The 17,564-nt window shown below is 42.0% G+C and carries 14 protein-coding genes and 2 pseudogenes; 6 read left to right on the top strand and 10 right to left on the bottom strand.

What is annotated here, in order from left to right:
• A partial coding sequence (locus tag O9300_RS11835; RefSeq protein WP_502846395.1) for an ABC transporter ATP-binding protein C-terminal domain-containing protein occupies positions 1-238 on the top strand: 238 nt, incomplete at its 5' end.
• A gap of 164 nt (positions 239-402) precedes the next feature.
• Here O9300_RS11835 and O9300_RS11830 read toward each other — a convergent pair.
• On the bottom strand, positions 403-2,850 hold the full coding sequence (locus tag O9300_RS11830; protein ID WP_287971804.1) for a tetratricopeptide repeat protein: 2,448 nt from the start codon (positions 2,848-2,850) through the stop codon (positions 403-405).
• Between the two features lie 159 nt (positions 2,851-3,009).
• Positions 3,010-3,126, bottom strand: a pseudogene (locus O9300_RS11825) (IS30 family transposase); the annotation flags it as partial.
• 849 nt (positions 3,127-3,975) lie between these two features.
• On the opposite strand from O9300_RS11825, the gene O9300_RS11820 reads away from it, so the two are divergent.
• The 3 genes from O9300_RS11820 to O9300_RS11810 all read left to right on the top strand — a co-directional run bounded on the left by O9300_RS11820 (position 3,976) and on the right by O9300_RS11810 (position 10,038).
• On the top strand, positions 3,976-7,713 hold the full coding sequence (locus O9300_RS11820) for a class I SAM-dependent DNA methyltransferase (protein ID WP_287971803.1): 3,738 nt from the start codon (positions 3,976-3,978) through the stop codon (positions 7,711-7,713).
• Between the two features lie 556 nt (positions 7,714-8,269).
• A complete protein-coding gene (locus O9300_RS11815) occupies positions 8,270-9,331 on the top strand; it encodes a CIA30 family protein (protein WP_287971802.1) in 1,062 nt (353 codons plus the stop codon).
• Positions 9,332-9,417: 86 nt separating this feature from the next.
• Positions 9,418-10,038, top strand: a complete 621-nt coding sequence (locus O9300_RS11810; protein ID WP_287971800.1) for a CPP1-like family protein — start codon at positions 9,418-9,420, stop codon at positions 10,036-10,038.
• Here O9300_RS11810 and O9300_RS11805 read toward each other — a convergent pair.
• Positions 10,035-10,730: an HAD family hydrolase gene (locus O9300_RS11805; RefSeq protein ID WP_287971798.1), complete on the bottom strand. Its 696-nt coding sequence runs from the start codon at positions 10,728-10,730 to the stop codon at positions 10,035-10,037. The two genes, O9300_RS11810 and O9300_RS11805, sit on opposite strands and share 4 nt — an antisense overlap.
• 86 nt (positions 10,731-10,816) lie before the next feature.
• Complete coding sequence (locus O9300_RS11800; protein ID WP_287971796.1) at positions 10,817-10,987, bottom strand: hypothetical protein; 171 nt, start codon at positions 10,985-10,987, stop codon at positions 10,817-10,819.
• Positions 10,988-11,122: 135 nt separating this feature from the next.
• Between O9300_RS11800 and sds the strand changes: the two genes are divergently transcribed.
• Entirely contained in the window at positions 11,123-12,094 is a 972-nt protein-coding gene (gene sds, locus O9300_RS11795) for a solanesyl diphosphate synthase (protein WP_287971795.1), read from the top strand.
• On the opposite strand, the gene O9300_RS11790 is transcribed toward sds, so the two are convergent.
• Complete coding sequence (locus tag O9300_RS11790) at positions 12,091-12,636, bottom strand: hypothetical protein (protein WP_287971794.1); 546 nt, start codon at positions 12,634-12,636, stop codon at positions 12,091-12,093. The genes sds and O9300_RS11790 overlap by 4 nt on opposite strands.
• A gap of 111 nt (positions 12,637-12,747) precedes the next feature.
• A complete protein-coding gene (locus tag O9300_RS11785) occupies positions 12,748-13,080 on the bottom strand; it encodes a 2Fe-2S iron-sulfur cluster-binding protein (protein ID WP_287971793.1) in 333 nt (110 codons plus the stop codon).
• Positions 13,081-13,142: 62 nt separating this feature from the next.
• On the opposite strand from O9300_RS11785, the gene cimA reads away from it, so the two are divergent.
• Complete coding sequence (gene cimA, locus O9300_RS11780; protein WP_287971792.1) at positions 13,143-14,783, top strand: citramalate synthase; 1,641 nt, start codon at positions 13,143-13,145, stop codon at positions 14,781-14,783.
• An 82-nt stretch (positions 14,784-14,865) separates the two neighbouring features.
• Here cimA and O9300_RS11775 read toward each other — a convergent pair whose 3' ends face one another.
• The 4 genes and pseudogenes from O9300_RS11775 to O9300_RS11760 form a co-directional block, all read right to left on the bottom strand.
• On the bottom strand, positions 14,866-15,360 hold the full coding sequence (locus tag O9300_RS11775) for a hypothetical protein (protein WP_002797423.1): 495 nt from the start codon (positions 15,358-15,360) through the stop codon (positions 14,866-14,868).
• Positions 15,361-15,743: 383 nt separating this feature from the next.
• Positions 15,744-16,544, bottom strand: a complete 801-nt coding sequence (locus tag O9300_RS11770; RefSeq protein WP_002761720.1) for a tetratricopeptide repeat protein — start codon at positions 16,542-16,544, stop codon at positions 15,744-15,746.
• A 42-nt stretch (positions 16,545-16,586) separates the two neighbouring features.
• Positions 16,587-17,120 (bottom strand): 5-(carboxyamino)imidazole ribonucleotide mutase, encoded by a 534-nt coding sequence (purE, locus tag O9300_RS11765; protein ID WP_012263785.1) that lies wholly within the window; start codon positions 17,118-17,120, stop codon positions 16,587-16,589.
• Between the two features lie 24 nt (positions 17,121-17,144).
• Positions 17,145-17,432, bottom strand: a pseudogene (locus O9300_RS11760) (Uma2 family endonuclease); the annotation flags it as partial.
• Positions 17,433-17,564 lie beyond the last annotated feature (132 nt).

The raw sequence follows: 17,564 nt of genomic DNA, 5'->3' as shown, positions 1-17,564 counted from the left end.
CGATGAACCGGCAGCCGGGATGAATCCCAGCGAAAAGGGGTCATTAAGTCAGCTAATTCGACAAATTCGTGATAATTTAGCTTTAACTGTCCTGTTAATCGAACATCATGTGCCTTTAGTGATGGGATTATGCGATCGCATTGCCGTGTTAGATTTCGGTAAGTTAATCGCTTTGGGAGAACCAGCCACAGTTAGGAGCAATCCTGCGGTGATTGAAGCTTATTTGGGGGATGAATAAGGATTTTAGATATAGCAGCTATCTTCATGGTGAGGTACGAAGTTTTCGTTTTGGGGAGCCGGTCGTCAGTTATCAGTTATCAGCCTTTTTCTCCCTTCTCCCCACTCTCCTACTGCACTAAAGCGACGGAGAATGTCATACCTGAGCTTATTTTTTTAGACAAATTACTGCATTTTTAGCATCCATTCTACTGTGCGTTCATACAGTTCTAAATTACCAGTTTTTATCAAAGCATTAGCGGCTTTTTGCAAATAGTTAAGGCTCGCTACTCGGCTACTAGGATTTTTATCATCGTAGGTGGCAAGAGCCAAGTTATAATAAGCTTCGCCATAATTAGGCTGATAAGTAATTGCTAATTGATAATCCGCAATCGCTTCTTTCTTCTCGCCCATTTTTTCCTTAACTAAACCTCGATTATAGTAAGCTTCAGCATAGTTAGACTGGAGAGAAATAGCCATATTTAAATCCTCCAAAGCACCAGTATTATCTCCCAAATCAAAGCGAATAACTCCTCGGTTATTATAGGCGATCGGATTATTGGAATTCAAGCTAATTGCCTTATCTAAATCCTCTAAAGCACCTTCCTTATCCCCAGTTTGTCGTCGAATAATACCACGATTATTATAGGCGATCGGATTCTCCGATATTCTCGGTGTTACTTGTACATTATCGGGAATACTAGCAGTATCCGTGCGTGCATTTCCCCGATTACTATACACTGTCACATCGATAGGATTAATGCTCAAAGATTGCAGATAATCTGCAATCGCTACTTGGTCATCTCCCACGTCAGCGCTACTATTACCACGACTGTAGAAAATTCTCGCATCACGGACTTTTTGTAGGAATACATTATAATCCTCGATCGCTCCCTGTTTATCCCCTTTTTCAAAACGCGCATTGGCCCGTTTATGATACCCTTCTGGATCGTTAGGATAGGCAACTATATAAGTAGTATAATCTCTTTCGGCCGCGGCAAAATTTTTCAGAGCAAAATAAGCATCTCCCCGGGCATGAGCATGACAAGAGACATTATAATTAGGACGAAAATCAGTTTCTCTGGAGTTATAAAAATAATTTCTTTCCGCAGATTCTCGGATATTTTCGCTACAGACAGAGCGAGAAGTAAAACTAGGTATATTAATCCGATCATCTTGGGCTAAGGCAATATTATAATTATCTACTGCCTCCTGATAACGCCCCAATTTATACAGCACTAATCCCCGATGATAGTGAGCGGCTGCATCATGACGATTTCTTGCAACTGCCGCACTAAAATCCTCTAAAGCTCCTGCGTATTCTTGATATTTATTGGCTCGCATTAACCCCCGATATACATAAGCTTTTGCGTCTTGGGGTTGCAGATAAATTGCTTGGTTATAATCTTGGATTGCCCCTTGATTATTGTTGAGTCTTAGGTGAGCATAACCCCGTTTAAGAAATGCTCTAGAATGGGGAAGTTTATCATAGTTGGGATTAATACGAATGACAAGTGCTAAGTCTTTGATGGCTCCATTATAATACTCGATCGCTGTTTGATATCCTTGCAGGTAATTAGAAGATAAATTGGCTAATTCTACTTCCTCGTCAGCGATTTCAATTTGTACTCTGGCACGGTTTTGATAACTGCTAGGAGCATTCTTGGCTAAAAATAAGTTAGGTGAGCATCTTAAAACGATTTTGTAATCCTTAAAAGCCTTTCGTTTTCCCCCTATCTTTTCTAAAGCTATGGCACGATTATAATAGCCTTCAATTAGATCAGGTTGATATAAAATAGCCAGATCATAATCTTTGATGGCCTCTGCATAATTGCCTAAGCGAGAGTAGAGGTTTCCTCGATGATAATAGCCGCGATAATTTTCAGTTTCATAACCGATAAAACGCTGATAATAATCTAAAGCCAAGGATTGATAATCGAGCAAAGACGCAACAATTGCTAGGTTAAAGTAAACTTCACTTTTATTGGGATTATATTTAAAGGCTTGCTGAAAATCTGCTTGAGCAGCTTCTAATAATTTTAGCTGATGCTGCTTCCTTATTGGTCTTTCTGGCTCAATAAGGGGTGTTTCTTCCTCAATAACAGGGATTTCCTCAACTATAGGGGTTTCTTCCTCAATAACAGGGATTTCCTCAACTATAGCGGTTTCTTCTTCCTCAATCGCCATGGCTAACTTTAACTCACCTCTTTGGTAATAGGCTTGAGCTATTAACTGTCGATCCTTGAATGCGGGAGCATTATAATTACTATACCAAATGTATTGACTGAAATCATCGATCGCACCGTTTCGATCGTTGATTTTTTCTCGCGCTATTCCCCGTTGAAGATAAAGTTTAATCGTACGAAGATCGCTAGGATAGGCTCGCAGAGTAGCTGAATAATTAGCAATTTCTCTTTTGAGAGCATTAGTATCAACTTCTTCCCTAGAAATGACAGGACATTGCAGGTTTTCCACTGCTTTCACCGAGCTAACTGCTAAACCAAATAATTCCCAAAACAACAGGGGAGACAATAAAAATATTTTTCTAAAAAGCTTGACATTTAAACTATTTTGTGCAGGGCGAGTCATGGCTGGCTCTGTCAGGGTTTTAGCGATTAAGGGTTGTTGTGGCATGATTAAAAAAAATTTGCAGTATATAATAATTTGCTGGATTCGCCAATTCAAATCTGAATTGCATCACTAAGCTGTTGACTATCTAAATTACTCCTTAAGACTGCTGGGGAGCAGCTAGACGTAGTTCGAGGGTTTGTACTAAAATCTCCAATACGCAGTTTAAATGCAGTACAGCTTATCCGAGCGTACTTCATAGAATACCTCAAATGGGGTTCGATAGTCAAGACATTTTTGGGGACGATTGTTAATTAACTCCACAACTTTTTCGACTTCCTCCCGTTGGCTCTTCTGGACTGGTTATAGCAAATTAGTAGTTTTAATCAGCTGAAAACCTTACATGGTATAGAATCGAACAAAGCAAAAATATTTTTTGTTAAAATTGCTTTTTTTATTCGGGTAAGTTTTACTTGGCAAAGCTTGCGGGGATTATTTCTATGGTCATGTATTATCGCTTCTCGTCCACAGGAACTAGACAAAGCAGTATTTGAAGCTAACACTTCAATTCCAGCAAATTTTGTCACCCCCCCTTGCCTAGATCGGGTGGTCGTGGAGCGCACGAAAAGTAATGCGCAGGGGTGAGAACCACCTCTAAGCTAAACATTGCCAGGTATTTAGTTTAAGTGGACTTGTTGAACCAAGAATCCCGAAGCACTTAGTGCGATGGGAGCGTCGATTAAAAAACCCTTGACAAATGGCGAGACTTGCTTTAGACTTTATGTATAATGGGAATCCGTGCGCCCATATATATAGGGTTTTTGAGGGAAGATAAGAGAGAAAAAAATAGCCTCAAAAATCGGGATGGGTAGGAATAGGGATAAAGGTATGAAGACGGAAAATTTCTCTCCCCGACAAGCATTAAACAAAGCATTCCTGAGTAGGGATAATTCATGAATTATCCCTACGGAATTATCCCTACGGAATTATCCCTACGATCTGAATTGTTGTTACGGTGATTATAAAATCGGCTCGATTTTTTTCTAAAAACCCTTGACAAATGGCGAGACTTGCTTTAGACTTTATGTATAATGGGAATCCGTGCGCCCATATATATAGGGTTTTTGAGGGAAGATAAGAGAGAAAAAAATAGACTCAAAAACCGGGTTGAGTAGGAAGAGGATATAAGGTATGAAGACAGAAAATTTCTCTCCCCGACAAGCATTAAACAAAGCATTCCTGAGAGTCAAACCGAGTCGTAGTCAGGTGGAGAAGTTTCAAACCCACCTAGGACAACTTTTGGGGAGTATCAACGAGACAGAATCGGAGGAGTTCCACAAAAACCTGCTTGCAGACTTTCTCAAACACAGCTACTATAGTCCCCAACATTTCATCAACACCAAGGGAAGGAATGATTTAGTCATCCATAATGGGAAAGAGTCGCGGGATTCCGTGGGGGTGATATTGGAAGTCAAGAAACCCAGCAATAAAAGCGAGATGCTGCGGAGAGACAAACTCAACTGTAAAGCATTACAAGAATTACTCCTCTACTTCCTTCGGGAAAGAATAACCGAGAAAAACCTAGAGATAAAACACCTGATTGCTACCAATATATATGAGTGGTTTATCTTCGATGGGAATATCTTCGAGAGACTATTCGCACAAAATCAGGAACTTGTCAGACAGTTTAATGACTTTGAGACGGGGAGACTAACGGGAAAAACCACCGACTTCTTCTACAAACAGATAGGGGAACCTTTCCTTAACTCCAGACTCGATTCCCTGACATACACCCATTTTGACTTGCGGGAATACTCCCAAACCATCCGGGAGGACGAACATAACCTTATCAGTCTCTATAAAATCTTTTCTCCCGAACACCTCTTAAAACTCCCCTTTGCGAACGATAGCAACAGTCTCGACAAAAACTTTTATAGTGAACTGCTGCATATCATCGGATTGACAGAGATAAAAGAGGGAGGAAAAAAACTCATCCAACGTCTGCAACCAGCAGCTCGTCAACCCGGTTCGCTGCTAGAGAACGCTATCAGTCAAGTAGAGAGTTTAGATAAAATCTCTCGTTTACCCAATCCCGAAGAATTTGGGGAGACGGAGGAGGAGAGACTATTGAATATCGGTTTAGAGTTGGGGATAACCTGGATAAATAGAATCCTCTTCCTCAAACTATTAGAAGCGCAGATAATTAGGTATCATCGGGGGGATAAATCCCTAGGGTTTCTCAATTTAGGCAAAATTGCCAACTATGACGACTTAAATCGCTTATTTTTCAGCGTCTTAGCAAAAAAACAGTCAGAAAGAAGCAAAGACATCCAGAATATCTATACTCAGGTTCCCTATCTCAACAGTTCCCTATTTGAACCGACGGAATTAGAACAATCAACCATAGTTATCAGTAACCTGCGTTCGGAGAATTTAGAGATTTTTGCGGGAACAGTCTTAAAGGATAGTCAGGGGAAAAAGCGAACAGGAGAAATCAACGCTTTAGCATACCTATTCGAGTTTCTCAACGCCTACGATTTTAGCAGCGAAGGTGGGGAAGCGATACAGGAGGATAACAAGACTCTTATCAATGCGTCGGTGTTGGGATTAATCTTTGAGAAAATCAACGGATATAAGGATGGTTCCTTTTTCACCCCCGGTTTCATCACTATGTATATGTGTCGGGAAACGATTCGACGCGCAGTGATAGAGAAATTTAACCAGAGTCAGGGATGGGATTGTCAGACAATCGAGGATGTGTATAACCGCATCAAAGACAAAACGGCAGCCAATGCTATTATCAATAGTCTCAAAATTTGTGATCCTGCGGTGGGTTCGGGACATTTTCTTGTTTCTGCTTTGAACGAGATAATCGCGATTAAGAGTGAGTTACAGATTTTAGTGGATAAAGAGGGGAAAACTCTCAGGGATTATCGGGTTGAGGTGGTGAACGATGAGTTAATCGTCACCGATGATGACGGTAATCTGTTTGAGTATAATCCCCGCAACCGAGAAAGTCAGCGCGTACAGGAGACTTTATTTCAGGAAAAACAGCGTCTGATTGAGGGGTGTCTCTTTGGAGTCGATATCAATCCCAACTCGGTGAAAATCTGTCGTCTGCGTTTATGGATTGAGTTACTCAAGAATGCTTACTACAAAGCAGATAACGAGTTAGAGACGCTACCGAATATCGATATTAATATCAAGGTTGGCAATTCTCTGATTAGTCGCTTTGGGTTATCCAATGATTTACAAGTCTTTTCTCGCAAAAGTCGTTTAAGTATCGAGAGTTATAAGGATGCGGTGAGAGTCTATCGCAACGCGGAGGATAAATCGCAAAAGCGTGAGATGGAGAGATTGATAAGTGAGATTAAGAGTAGTTTTCGTCAGACTTTACAGTTAGATAATCCTCTGAAAAAGCGCTTGCGCGGTTTGGAAACGGATTTATATAGTCTAGAGAATCAAATTTTGTTATTTGAGGAGTCACCCAAGGAAAAGAAAGCGCGGGAAAGGAAGATTATTCAGTTAAGGAATGAGATTGATAAGTTACGTCCGCAACTGGAGGAGATTGAAAGCGGTAAGATTTATCATAATGCTTTTGAATGGCGCTTCGAGTTCCCCGAAGTCCTAGACGATAAGGGGAATTTTATCGGTTTTGATGTCATTATAGGTAATCCTCCTTATATCCGACAGGAGGAACTCAAAAATATTAAACCTATCTTGCAGAATAATTTTGTAGCTTATTCAGGAACTGCCGATTTATATGTTTTCTTCGTTGAACTGGGATTTAAAATTTTAAATGAAAAAGGCAATTTTTGCTATATTTTGCCTAATAAATGGATGCAAGCTGGTTATGGAACAAACTTAAGGAAACTACTATTAAAAAATCAGCTATTAGCTATTATCGATTTTGGGAGTTGGCAATTATTTGATGAAGCCACTACTTATCCATGTATTATTAGGGCATCAAAATATAAAAATCAATCATACTTTCTTTCAGCCATAGTTAAAAATATTGGTTTTAAGAACAATTTTAAGGCTTATTTGGATAATATTTTTAATGTTCTGAATATCGAAGAATTAGACGATAATGGCTGGATAATATCCCCACAGATAGAAAAAAATTTGCTTATCAAGATTGGCAAAAAATGTGTTTCTTTAGATGAATATATTGGAAAAGAGGCTCATTATGGAATTAAAACAGGCTTAACAGAAGCATTTTTTATCGATAATGAAATAAGAAATGAAATATTAATAATTGATCCAAAGTCTTCAGAAATACTTAAACCTGTTTTGCGTGGCAGAACTATAGATAAATGGTATACATTAAGAGATGATTTATGGTTAATAAGCACTTTCCCCGCTTTGAATATTGATATTGATAGTTACCCCGCAATCAAAGAGCATCTTCTCAAGTTTGGACGTGAAAGATTAGAACAATCTGGAAAAAAAGGCAGTCGTAAAAAGTCTAGTAATCGATGGTTTGAAACTCAAGATAATATTAGATATTGGCAAGAATTTGAAAAACCTAAGATAATGTATCAAAGCTTTCAAACAAAACCGTGTTTTATGTATGATGAACAAGGATTATACTGCAATAATTCCATGTGGATCATATCAAAGCCAGATAAATTTTTACTAGGAATTCTTAACTCAAAAATGGGCTGGTGGCTAATTTCTAAGTATTGTACAGCTATTCAAAATGGTTATCAGTTAATTTGGCAATATTTTAGACAGATTTTAATCCCTATAATTAGTCAAGAACAACAGCAACCTATAATTGCACTTGTAGATCAAATTCTCACGGCTAAAAAATCTAATCCCAAAGCTGACACCAGCGAGTTAGAAAAAGAGATTGACAAAATAGTGTATGAATTGTATGGATTAAGCGAGGAGGAAATCAGGATAATAGAGGGGGAAATAAAATAAATATAAATGTAGTGGACTGTTTCAGCTAATTTGGTGTATTAGAAAAATGCTATAAATTTTATAATCTAAGACTTTAAGCCGAAATCTATTGTCCTATTTTAGCTGAAACAGTCCAGTAGGGTGTGTTAGCGAAGCGTAACGCACCCAAAAGCATCCCAAAGGACTGACAAAAATTTGATCCCCCTAAATCCCCCTTAAAAAGGGGGACTTAAATTTGATACATTCGTTCTCATGAACTCCCAATCGAACTTTAAAACCCATCTCCGCGCTTCCCCTATACCTTCCTCTTACCTATTGCAAGAGTGCCTTATCTCAACAAGTAATTTAAATTCAGTACAGCTTACACCCAAAAGAATCTCAACCAAAATGCTTGACAAAAGCCAAGACTTGACTTATACTTTTTATATAATGGGAATCCGTGCCTAAATATATATAGGGGTTTTCAGAGAAATTAACGAGCGAAAGAAATAGGGACGAAAAGGAAAGCTTTGCCGCAAGGATTAAAGCTGGTTTGGTTAGACTAACTTTATCAGTACCTTTTGAGGAGAGAAAAGTTATGGCTGAGTCAAAAAGCTGGGATTTTCAGAGATTTTGGCAAACTCTAGACTATTTTGATAGTATTCCCCTGTGGAGTTGTCTGCAAAAGCTGCTCGGTTTCGGGGAAGATAAAAAAAATCAGCTAACAAATGAGCAAGGGATGAAGACCATTTTAGTCATTGGTGGGGAAAATGCGATCGGTAGAAAAGTAATCACCCAACTACAGCAGCAAAACTATCAAATCCGCGCTTTAGTCGATAATATCGAGTCTGCACGTCAATTATTGGCTGAAAATGTCGATTTATTTGCTCTGCAAACCCCGCAATTATTCACAGGGATTGAGAGAATTATCTACTGTCAAGGGGAGAATAACCGCCATAGTTTAGCTAATTTACTCGATTTATTGAAAAATGCTGGGATAACCGCCGAAAAAACCCTCTTTGACTTTAGCAATCCCAGCAGTGATATAAAAGAAATCTGGGGTGCGGTGGATGATGTGGTAATGGGAGGAGTGAGTGAGAGTCAGATAACCCTAACCGGAGGACGAGCGCTCTTTTCCGGTATCGTTAGAACCGAAAATAACGGTGGTTTTGCCTCAGTTCGTACCAGAAACCTGAATCCTCCCCTAAATTTATCTAACTACGAGGGAATAGAATTACAGGTACAAGGGGACGGAAAACGCTATAAATTAATTCTGCGCTGTGAAGGACGTTGGGATGGCATCGGTTACTGTTATTCTTTTGATACATTTGATCGCACCCTGCAAAAGATTTCTATTCCCTTTGGTGATTTAATCCCGGTGGTGCGGGCCAAAACGATGAGAGATGCAGCACCCTTTGATAGCAGTAGCGTCTATGCTTTGCAGTTAATGCAGAGTAAATTCGAGTACGATGGGGCCATAAATCCCCGTTTCTCCCCGGGGTTATTTGCTTTAGAAATTGTCACAATTAAAGCCTACGGGGGCAAAAACCGCTTAATTATCGTTAAAGAAGGAGAAATCGCCGAAAAAAGCCTTTTAGATGCCAGTGGTTATCCCTACGAAGCGATCGATTCTGCTCAGATTTTCGCTAAACTTAATTAATTTAAATAAGCTTGGATCTCAAGTTAAACTACAGAACATCGGGTTAAGATCATGACTATCGGGAGCATAATTAAGGAGGTATGTTCATGAGTGAACAGAATCCCTACGAACAACTTGGGGTTACTGAAGAATCCTCTTTTGAAGAAATTCAAGAGGCCAAACAAAGACTGGTGCAACAGTATCAAAATGATAGCAAAATTGTCGAATTGATCGAGTCGGCCTACGATTCCGTCCTCATGGATCGACTGCGGATGCGACAGGAGGGTAGAATTAAAGTTCCCGATCGCATTCGTTTTCCTGAACGTCTGACGATTCCGGTGGAAAGTAAACCGGTTACTAGCAGCAAATCTCCTCACTGGTGGCAAAGCTTAATCGATACACCTTCTGCACGGGATATCGGTGTACCAGCAGTGATTTACGCTTGTTTAGGAGCAATAACGCTGTTAGTTCCCGATCCCAGTGGCTCCCTCTTACCGCTGCTCTTAGCTTTTGGCGTTTTCGTTAATATCTATTTTTTCAACCGCAAGGAAAAACGTTTTGGCCGCGCCTTACTATTCACTCTCGCTGGTTTAGTGCTAGGAGTCGCTCTGGGAGCGGGATTAGCCAGTTTAGCGGCCAAGGCTGATTTGAACATTTTCGGTGATCGCCAAATTTATGCGCTCGTCACTTTTCTGATCTTTTGGGTGATTAGTAGTTTTTTCCGTTAACCAATCGCTCGTAGGGAGCCTAAGATCACGTCCACTGCTTCCCCAAGGTTATTGACGATATAATCAGGCTCGTAGCTCTCTAAACGGGAACGGCTGCGAATCCCCGATAATACGCCAATAACCTTAATATTTTGGCTTTTAGCGGCGGCAATATCCGCTTCCGTATCCCCCACCATCCAAGTATCGGCAGCCGCCGGCAGTTCTTTAGCGGCCTTAGCCATAAGCAGGGTTTTGTCGCGCACGTCGTTGGTTTTGGTGTAATTGTTATTTAGACAATAACGACGATTAGCGGCGAAAAAACGACCGATATCGTGGCGATTAAAGGCATGATCTAGCTCGGATACCCGCCGCATCGTCATCACGACTAAATCGATCTTTAAATCTTGGATTTTCTGGAGAGTTTCCAAAGAACCAACCACCGGGCGATCGTGGACAAGATAGGGTAAAGTATGGACAGTTTGACGACGAAGATGGGCAAATTTACGCGCTTGATCTTCATCTAATCCTGACATTTCCCCGATACGCTTCTCAGAAACCTGATCCCGTTTTAACTGCCAGAATTCCGCTTTCGATAATTCCCCGATAATTTGACCTTTATAGGCGGTTTTCTGTAAACAGTCTTGATAAACTTGGTAATATCGCTCCGATACGTCCATTATCGGGCCGTCAAAGTCGCTAATTAGTCTCAACATCGTTCTAATACTTCTCGCTTTATTAATTTTTATATACAAGTTACCCTAGAGTCTTGACAATGACAAGAGTTTTGTCGGGAAAAAGATTAGGGACCAGGGAAGTGGGGTGTGGGGTGTCGGGTGTGGGGTGTGGGGTGTGGGGTGTCGGGTGTGGGGTGTCGGGTGTGGGGTGTGGGGTGTGGGGTGTCGGGTGTGGGGTGTCGGGTGTGGGGTGTGGGGTGTGGGGTGTGGGGTGTGGGGAGGTGGGGGAATTTCAACTAAAACCCTAAAACCCTAAAACCCCAACCCCTCACTGATTACTGATGCTTCCCCTTCCCTAGTCTGGACGGTTAGCTTAAAATAAATGTAAGGATATGTAAACTTTCGTAACTATCTCGCCAATTGGCTAACCAATGATCCCAACAACTTCTTTATTCGCACCCGTTGACGATGATCTCCGTCTTTTGACCAATAACTTAAAAAACCTCGTCGGCGCTCGTCATCCCATTTTAGCGGCGGCAGCAGAACATTTGTTCGAGGCCGGTGGTAAACGCGTTCGACCGGCGATCGTGTTGTTAGTGTCTCGCGCTACCATGTTAGACCAGGATATCACTCCCCGTCATCGTCGATTAGCGGAAATCACGGAGATGATCCACACTGCCAGTCTCGTCCATGATGATGTGGTAGATGAGGCAGAATTGCGGCGCGGTGTTCCCACCGTTAACAGTTTATTTGACAATCGCGTGGCGGTTTTAGCGGGGGATTTTCTTTTCGCTCAATCCTCTTGGTATCTAGCTAATTTAGATAATTTAGAAGTGGTAAAATTGCTCTCAGAAGTGATTCGCGATTTTGCTGAAGGGGAAATTCAACAGGGAATTAATCGCTTTGATACCAGTATCTCCTTGGCAGCTTATCTAGAAAAAAGTTACTACAAAACTGCTTCTTTAATTGCCAACAGTGCCAAAGCGGCTGGGGTATTAAGCGAGCAATCGGCCGAAGTTAATCATCATTTATATAATTATGGTCGCGATTTAGGATTAGCTTTTCAAATCGTCGATGATATTCTCGATTTTACCTCCCCTACGGAAGTATTAGGAAAACCCTCTGGCTCCGATTTGATCAGTGGTAATATCACCGCTCCCGCTCTCTTTGCTATGGAGGAAAATCCCTATATAGAAGTGTTAATCGAGCGGGAATTTAGTCAGGAAGGAGACATCGAAAAAGCTCTTGATTTTATTCACTCTAGCCAAGGTATTCCTCGCTCAAAAGAATTAGCATCTCAATACGGACAAAGTGCCTTAAAACACCTTGAATGTTTAGCTTCTTCTCCCTCAAAAGATGTGTTAATCGAGCTAGTAGATTACGTTTTGAGCCGAATTTATTAGGGAATCATAGTTCTCGCCGTAGCAATAGTCCAAGCATCGACTAATAATAAAAATAGGGTGAGAATAAAAAGAATTCCATACATCCAAGGCTGAGGAAGGGGGCGAATATCGGTCATATCCAAGTTAGTTTTTTCCTCGATTATTTTGACCATGCGATTAAACCCCACTACTCGCATCGGTAATAAATAGGCTTTTTCCGCGGAGCGATCAAGGAAATAATAAACTAAACCACCCTGTCCCGTACTGCGACATTTAAGTTCTTTTATATCTGTCCAATTTAACCACCAACCAGAGCGAAGAAAAGCAGGAAACCATTGGGGATAGGTAACTTGTATCCCTGTTTCTGATAAAATGACTCTTTCACTTAAAGCTCCGTATAAAGCGATTAATCCTAAGCTAATTCCTACCCAGAGAAAATTGGGATTAACGGGGGAATTAGTGACTTTTGCTAAAAAGGGTAAAGGGATGGTTAACGCCACATATAAACTTAATAAAGTTACCCGAATTATTGGTGATATCCGAAAAGTTATTGTCTCGTTCATTTGATAACCTTAATCAGTAAACAGTAAACAGTGAAAAGAAGGCTCCGAACTTGCCACTTAATACTTTAACACTTTAATACTTAATACTGTTCACTGAAAACTCAAAACTGATCACTGATCAGTGATCACTGAGTCTCCTTGTCCCCAAAAACCATCGTATTTAGTAACTTCGATATCACCAAAAACTTTGACTTGACAAGCAAGACGACGGTTATTATCGTGGTTATGGGGAGGTAAAGAAAGACGCGCTTTTTCCTGCCAATTGATAGCAGAAACTTCGCCCACAATTGCCACCGCACAGGTTCCACAGCTGCCGATGCCGCGACAATTGATTAACTTGGAACCGCCGTTATACAAAGAAATGTCATGTTTTAATAATATACGACGGAGATTTGCACCTCGATCGCAGGTGATTGTTTGACCGTAAACTGTTATTCTAGGCATTAGGGGCGTGATTTTAACTTGCTACAGTTATTAATTAATATTAACACCTATTGACTATTTATATGAACAATGGTAAGCGCATTTGGGTCTATGACACTACTCTCCGGGACGGGGCCCAGCGAGAAGGTATTTCCCTCTCCCTCGAAGATAAAATTAAAATCGCCAGGGAATTAGATAGAATGGGTATTCCTTTTATCGAAGGCGGTTGGCCGGGCGCAAACCCTAGAGACGGTCAATTTTTCTGGAAACTGCACGAAGAACCCCTAAAACAAGCGGAATTAGTCGCTTTTTGTTCCACTCGTCGCCCCCATGTCGAGGCCCGGGAAGATCGGATGTTAACCGCCATTCTCGCCGCTAGAACCCGTTGGGTGACAATTTTCGGCAAATCTTGGGATCTGCACGTCACAGAGGGCTTAAAAACCAGTCTGGAGGAGAATTTAGCCATGATAGGAGATACGATCGAGTATCTACGCTGTCAGGGAAAACGAGTCATTTATGATGCCGAACATTGGTTTGATGGTTACAAAAATAACCCCGAATACGCCCTTTTAACCCTCAAAACCGCCAGGGCTGCTGGGGCCGAATGGTTAGTTTTCTGTGATACCAACGGCGGCACTTTACCCCAAGAAATCGCCCCGATTGTGGAGAAAGTGCGGGAGCAATTGGGCATCGATCCCGATGAGGAAAATGCGCCTCAATTAGGCATCCATGCCCATAATGACGCAGGAACCGCCGTGGCTAACTCCTTAGCGGCAGTTAACGAGGGCGCACGCATGATTCAAGGCACAATTAACGGTTATGGGGAACGCTGCGGCAATGCCAATTTATGTACTTTAATTCCCAATCTTCAGTTAAAAATGGGCTTTTCTTGCCTAGAAGAAAATCAATTAGGCCGATTGACGGGAACTAGCCGAAAAATCAGCGAAATGGTCAATTTAGCCCCGGATGATCACGCTCCCTTCGTCGGACGCTCCGCTTTTGCCCATAAAGGCGGTATTCACGTTTCTGCGGTGGCGAAAAATCCCCTCACCTACGAACATATTAACCCGGAAGCGATCGGGAATCAGCGCCGCATCGTCATTTCTGACCAATCGGGATTAAGTAATGTGTTAGCGAAAGCGCGCAGTTTTGGCATCGATTTGAATAAAGATGATCCCACCTGTCGGCAAATATTGGAACGTTTAAAAATCTTGGAAAGTGAGGGTTATCAATTTGAGGCAGCCGAAGCTAGTTTTGAGTTATTAATGCGGGAAGCTTTGGGACAGAGAAGCCACCTTTTTGAATTAAAAGGATTCCAAGTTTATTGTGATATGCTCCGGGATAGTGGTAATGCGATTGCAACAATTAAAGTACGGGTAAAAGAGGAAGATTTATTAGAAGTGGCCGAGGGTAACGGGCCCGTGGCTGCTTTAGATCGGGCTTTAAGAAAGGCTTTAGTCAAATTCTATCCCGAAATTGCTAACTTTCACCTGACCGATTATAAAGTGAGAATCCTCGATAGTGGTTCAGGGACGGCAGCGAAAACTAGGGTTTTAATCGAGTCGAGTAACGGTCAACAAAGATGGACTACCGTGGGAGTGTCTAGTAATATTTTAGAAGCTTCCTATCAAGCAGTAGTAGAAGGAATTGAATACGGTTTATATCTGCTGCAAAACAATAAACTAGAATTATCGGGTCAATTTTGTCCTTTGGGGATAATTTAGGGAACAGTTATCAGTGATCAGATTTTTTATCCCCACACCCTACACCCCACTTCCTGCTCCCCTTTCTGGGATTGAATGTTTCCTAGGATAATAATCTAGTGACGACAGAATTTTGCCAACGACGGGCCAAGGCCCGCAGATACATATTAACGGGAAACTGATAATATTCGATCATTAACCAGAGTAAACAAATAGCATGGCAAATAAAGGTTAAAATCGACCAAAATAGAGGCACCCATGACAAAGGACTCCCCTCGACTGGAGGAAAAAGATAGGCTCCCGTAGCCACAATTGCTGTGGGAAAAATCACAAATCCTAAACCGATAATTAAGTAAAAACCTGCCATCTCCATTCCTTCTCTCGGTAAACCCTGCCAATACTTACCATTCCAATACCAAGTTAAGGGTAATTGACTATCGGCCATTTTTAAAACTTGTTGTTCTAAATTAGCAGTAAAAATGTGTTGACAAAAGTTACAAGCATAGGCTTCCATGAGGGGTAAAGCGGCAATTTTACCATGGCGACAGACGGGACAAGAATAGGTATCGTGATAGTTTAATTGGGTTGGCTCGGTCATGGTTAATGTGAGTGAGAGTAAAAAAGGCCATTGCAGATACAGCAGTTATCTTAGTGGTAAGGTACAAAGTTTTCTTTTTGGGGAACGGGGAACAGTAGCTGGTCGTCCAGAAATGATAGCAAATTAATTAGTTTACACTTCATCTCTTAGGGGTGATAGTGACAGTGGCGGTGTCAAAGTTGCAAGTTTCTGTATTTAACCCCACCGGAGTTGGGGGAGCCGGAGCTGGGTCGAGGCAGTTTGAGCATTTGTACTAAAATTTCCCCGACGCAGTTTAAATGCAGTACAACCCAGCACATCTCAACTGTATCTTAGTCGCCGATTTCCGGATAATTTGCCCCTCAGTCCCGCTACTGCTAGAAAAGTTAATATTTAGTCCTTCTTTACTTTAAGTTAAGAAACTTATCTAAGGCTAGAACCATATTTGGCGGCCAACGGCGCACGCTTTTTACCCAATCGAGGTCTTGATAGCGGGTATCCATGCCGACGGCGGCTACCCAATTGCTTTCCGCTTCTCCCTGTTGTCCTTGGGTCCATAAAACGGCGCTTAAGGCCGCTCTGACATCGGGAAACATGGGGTATTTGCGGGCAATATTCCGCATTTTTTGGACTGCTTCTGGATATCTGCCCAATTCGTACAGGGCCAGAGCCAGATTAGCTTGCGCCCAGGCAAAATTCGGGGCTAGTTGAGTGGCTTGGCGATAGTCTTTGACGGCGGCTTCCCAGTCCCCTAAACCGCCTTCGGCGTTGCCGCGATTGTTATAGGCAAAGGCATCATTGGGATCCAGTTCTAAAACTTTATTATAATCGGCGATCGCTTCTTGATATTTGCCTTCTCCCTCTAAAGCGGTGCCGCGATTGAGGTAGGGATCGGGGGCATCGGGGGCAATGGCGATCGCTTGGTTAAAATCAGCGATCGCATCCTCTAATTTATTGAGACTGACTCTGGCATTGCCGCGATTACTCCAGACGGCGGGGTTAGTGGGGAATTTGGCGACTAATTGGGTCCAATAGCTTTCGGCCTGGGCGTAATCCCCTTTTTCTGTGGCTTCTAGGGCTTTTTCGGCGATAACTTCCCCTTCTCTAATCTGTTCTTCGCTAATAGTCGGGCTATCGGCATAAGCCGCTATGGGTAGGGCAAAAAAGAGCAATAGACTCAATACACAAGCGGTGATCCAACGCATAATTACTTCATAATTTGTTACTTAATCTTTTCTCAATCTACCCTACTTAGGTGAACTCTGCTCTAGATAGTCTTGATAGCCTAGTCGTTGAAGATTGCTTTGTTTTTCGAGGACGGAATCGGTGAGGGATTGACGATAGGCGATAACTTGCTCTAAAAGATCGGCATTACCGGTGGCGAGAATTTGAACCGCTAAAAGTCCGGCATTTTTGGCATTACCGATCGCCACCGTGGCCACGGGAATGCCTGCGGGCATCTGTACAATTGAATAGAGAGAGTCTAACCCTTGTAAAGTGCGCGTGACTACGGGAACCCCAATCACGGGTAAGGGGGTTAAAGATGCCACCATCCCGGGTAAATGGGCAGCGCCGCCGGCTCCGGCGATAATCACTTTTATTCCCCTCCTATGAGCGTTTTTGGCGTATTCAAACATTTTTTCGGGGGTACGATGGGCCGAGACGATGGCGACTTCGTGGCTAATCTGAAAAACCTCTAAAACTGCGATCGCTTCTTTCATGGTGGGTAAGTCGGAATCACTGCCCATAATTACACCCACTAGGGGCGCTGCTGTCACCATAGTTACTAGAAAATAATATTTCCCCTAAATTGTATCGGGATCGATGCCTAATTCTCGCAATTTTTGGGCCAATTTTTCCTTAGCTTGTCGTTCCCTTTCTTTCTCTAAAAGAGCCTGTTCTTTTGCCTGTCTTTGCTCTAATTCCGCTTCTTGAGGAGTGGGGACTAATTGACCATCGGCGGTAAAATAACGCAGTTTACGGTCAAATATGCCTAAATATAATCCTAACTGTTCACTCCACAGATAACCCTGTTCATTGGGAGAAATGGCTTGATATTGTCCCCCAATTAGTCTAAATCCTTGCAGGGTAATCGCGCGTTGACCGAGCCCTTGAATTCCGAGAAGTTAGTCTAAATTTTGGCGTTTGTTCCGATTCTATCCGAGTAATTTTCCGAAATTTAGGGGGTTTCTAATCCTCGAAAACCGATGAACTCAGAAGGAACT

This window comes from Microcystis sp. LE19-195.1E, from assembly GCF_027532095.1.
Lineage (GTDB): Bacteria > Cyanobacteriota > Cyanobacteriia > Cyanobacteriales > Microcystaceae > Microcystis > Microcystis aeruginosa.
The sequence above is the reverse complement of the archived record's forward strand: the minus strand, read 5'-3'. Positions and strand labels throughout refer to the sequence as shown.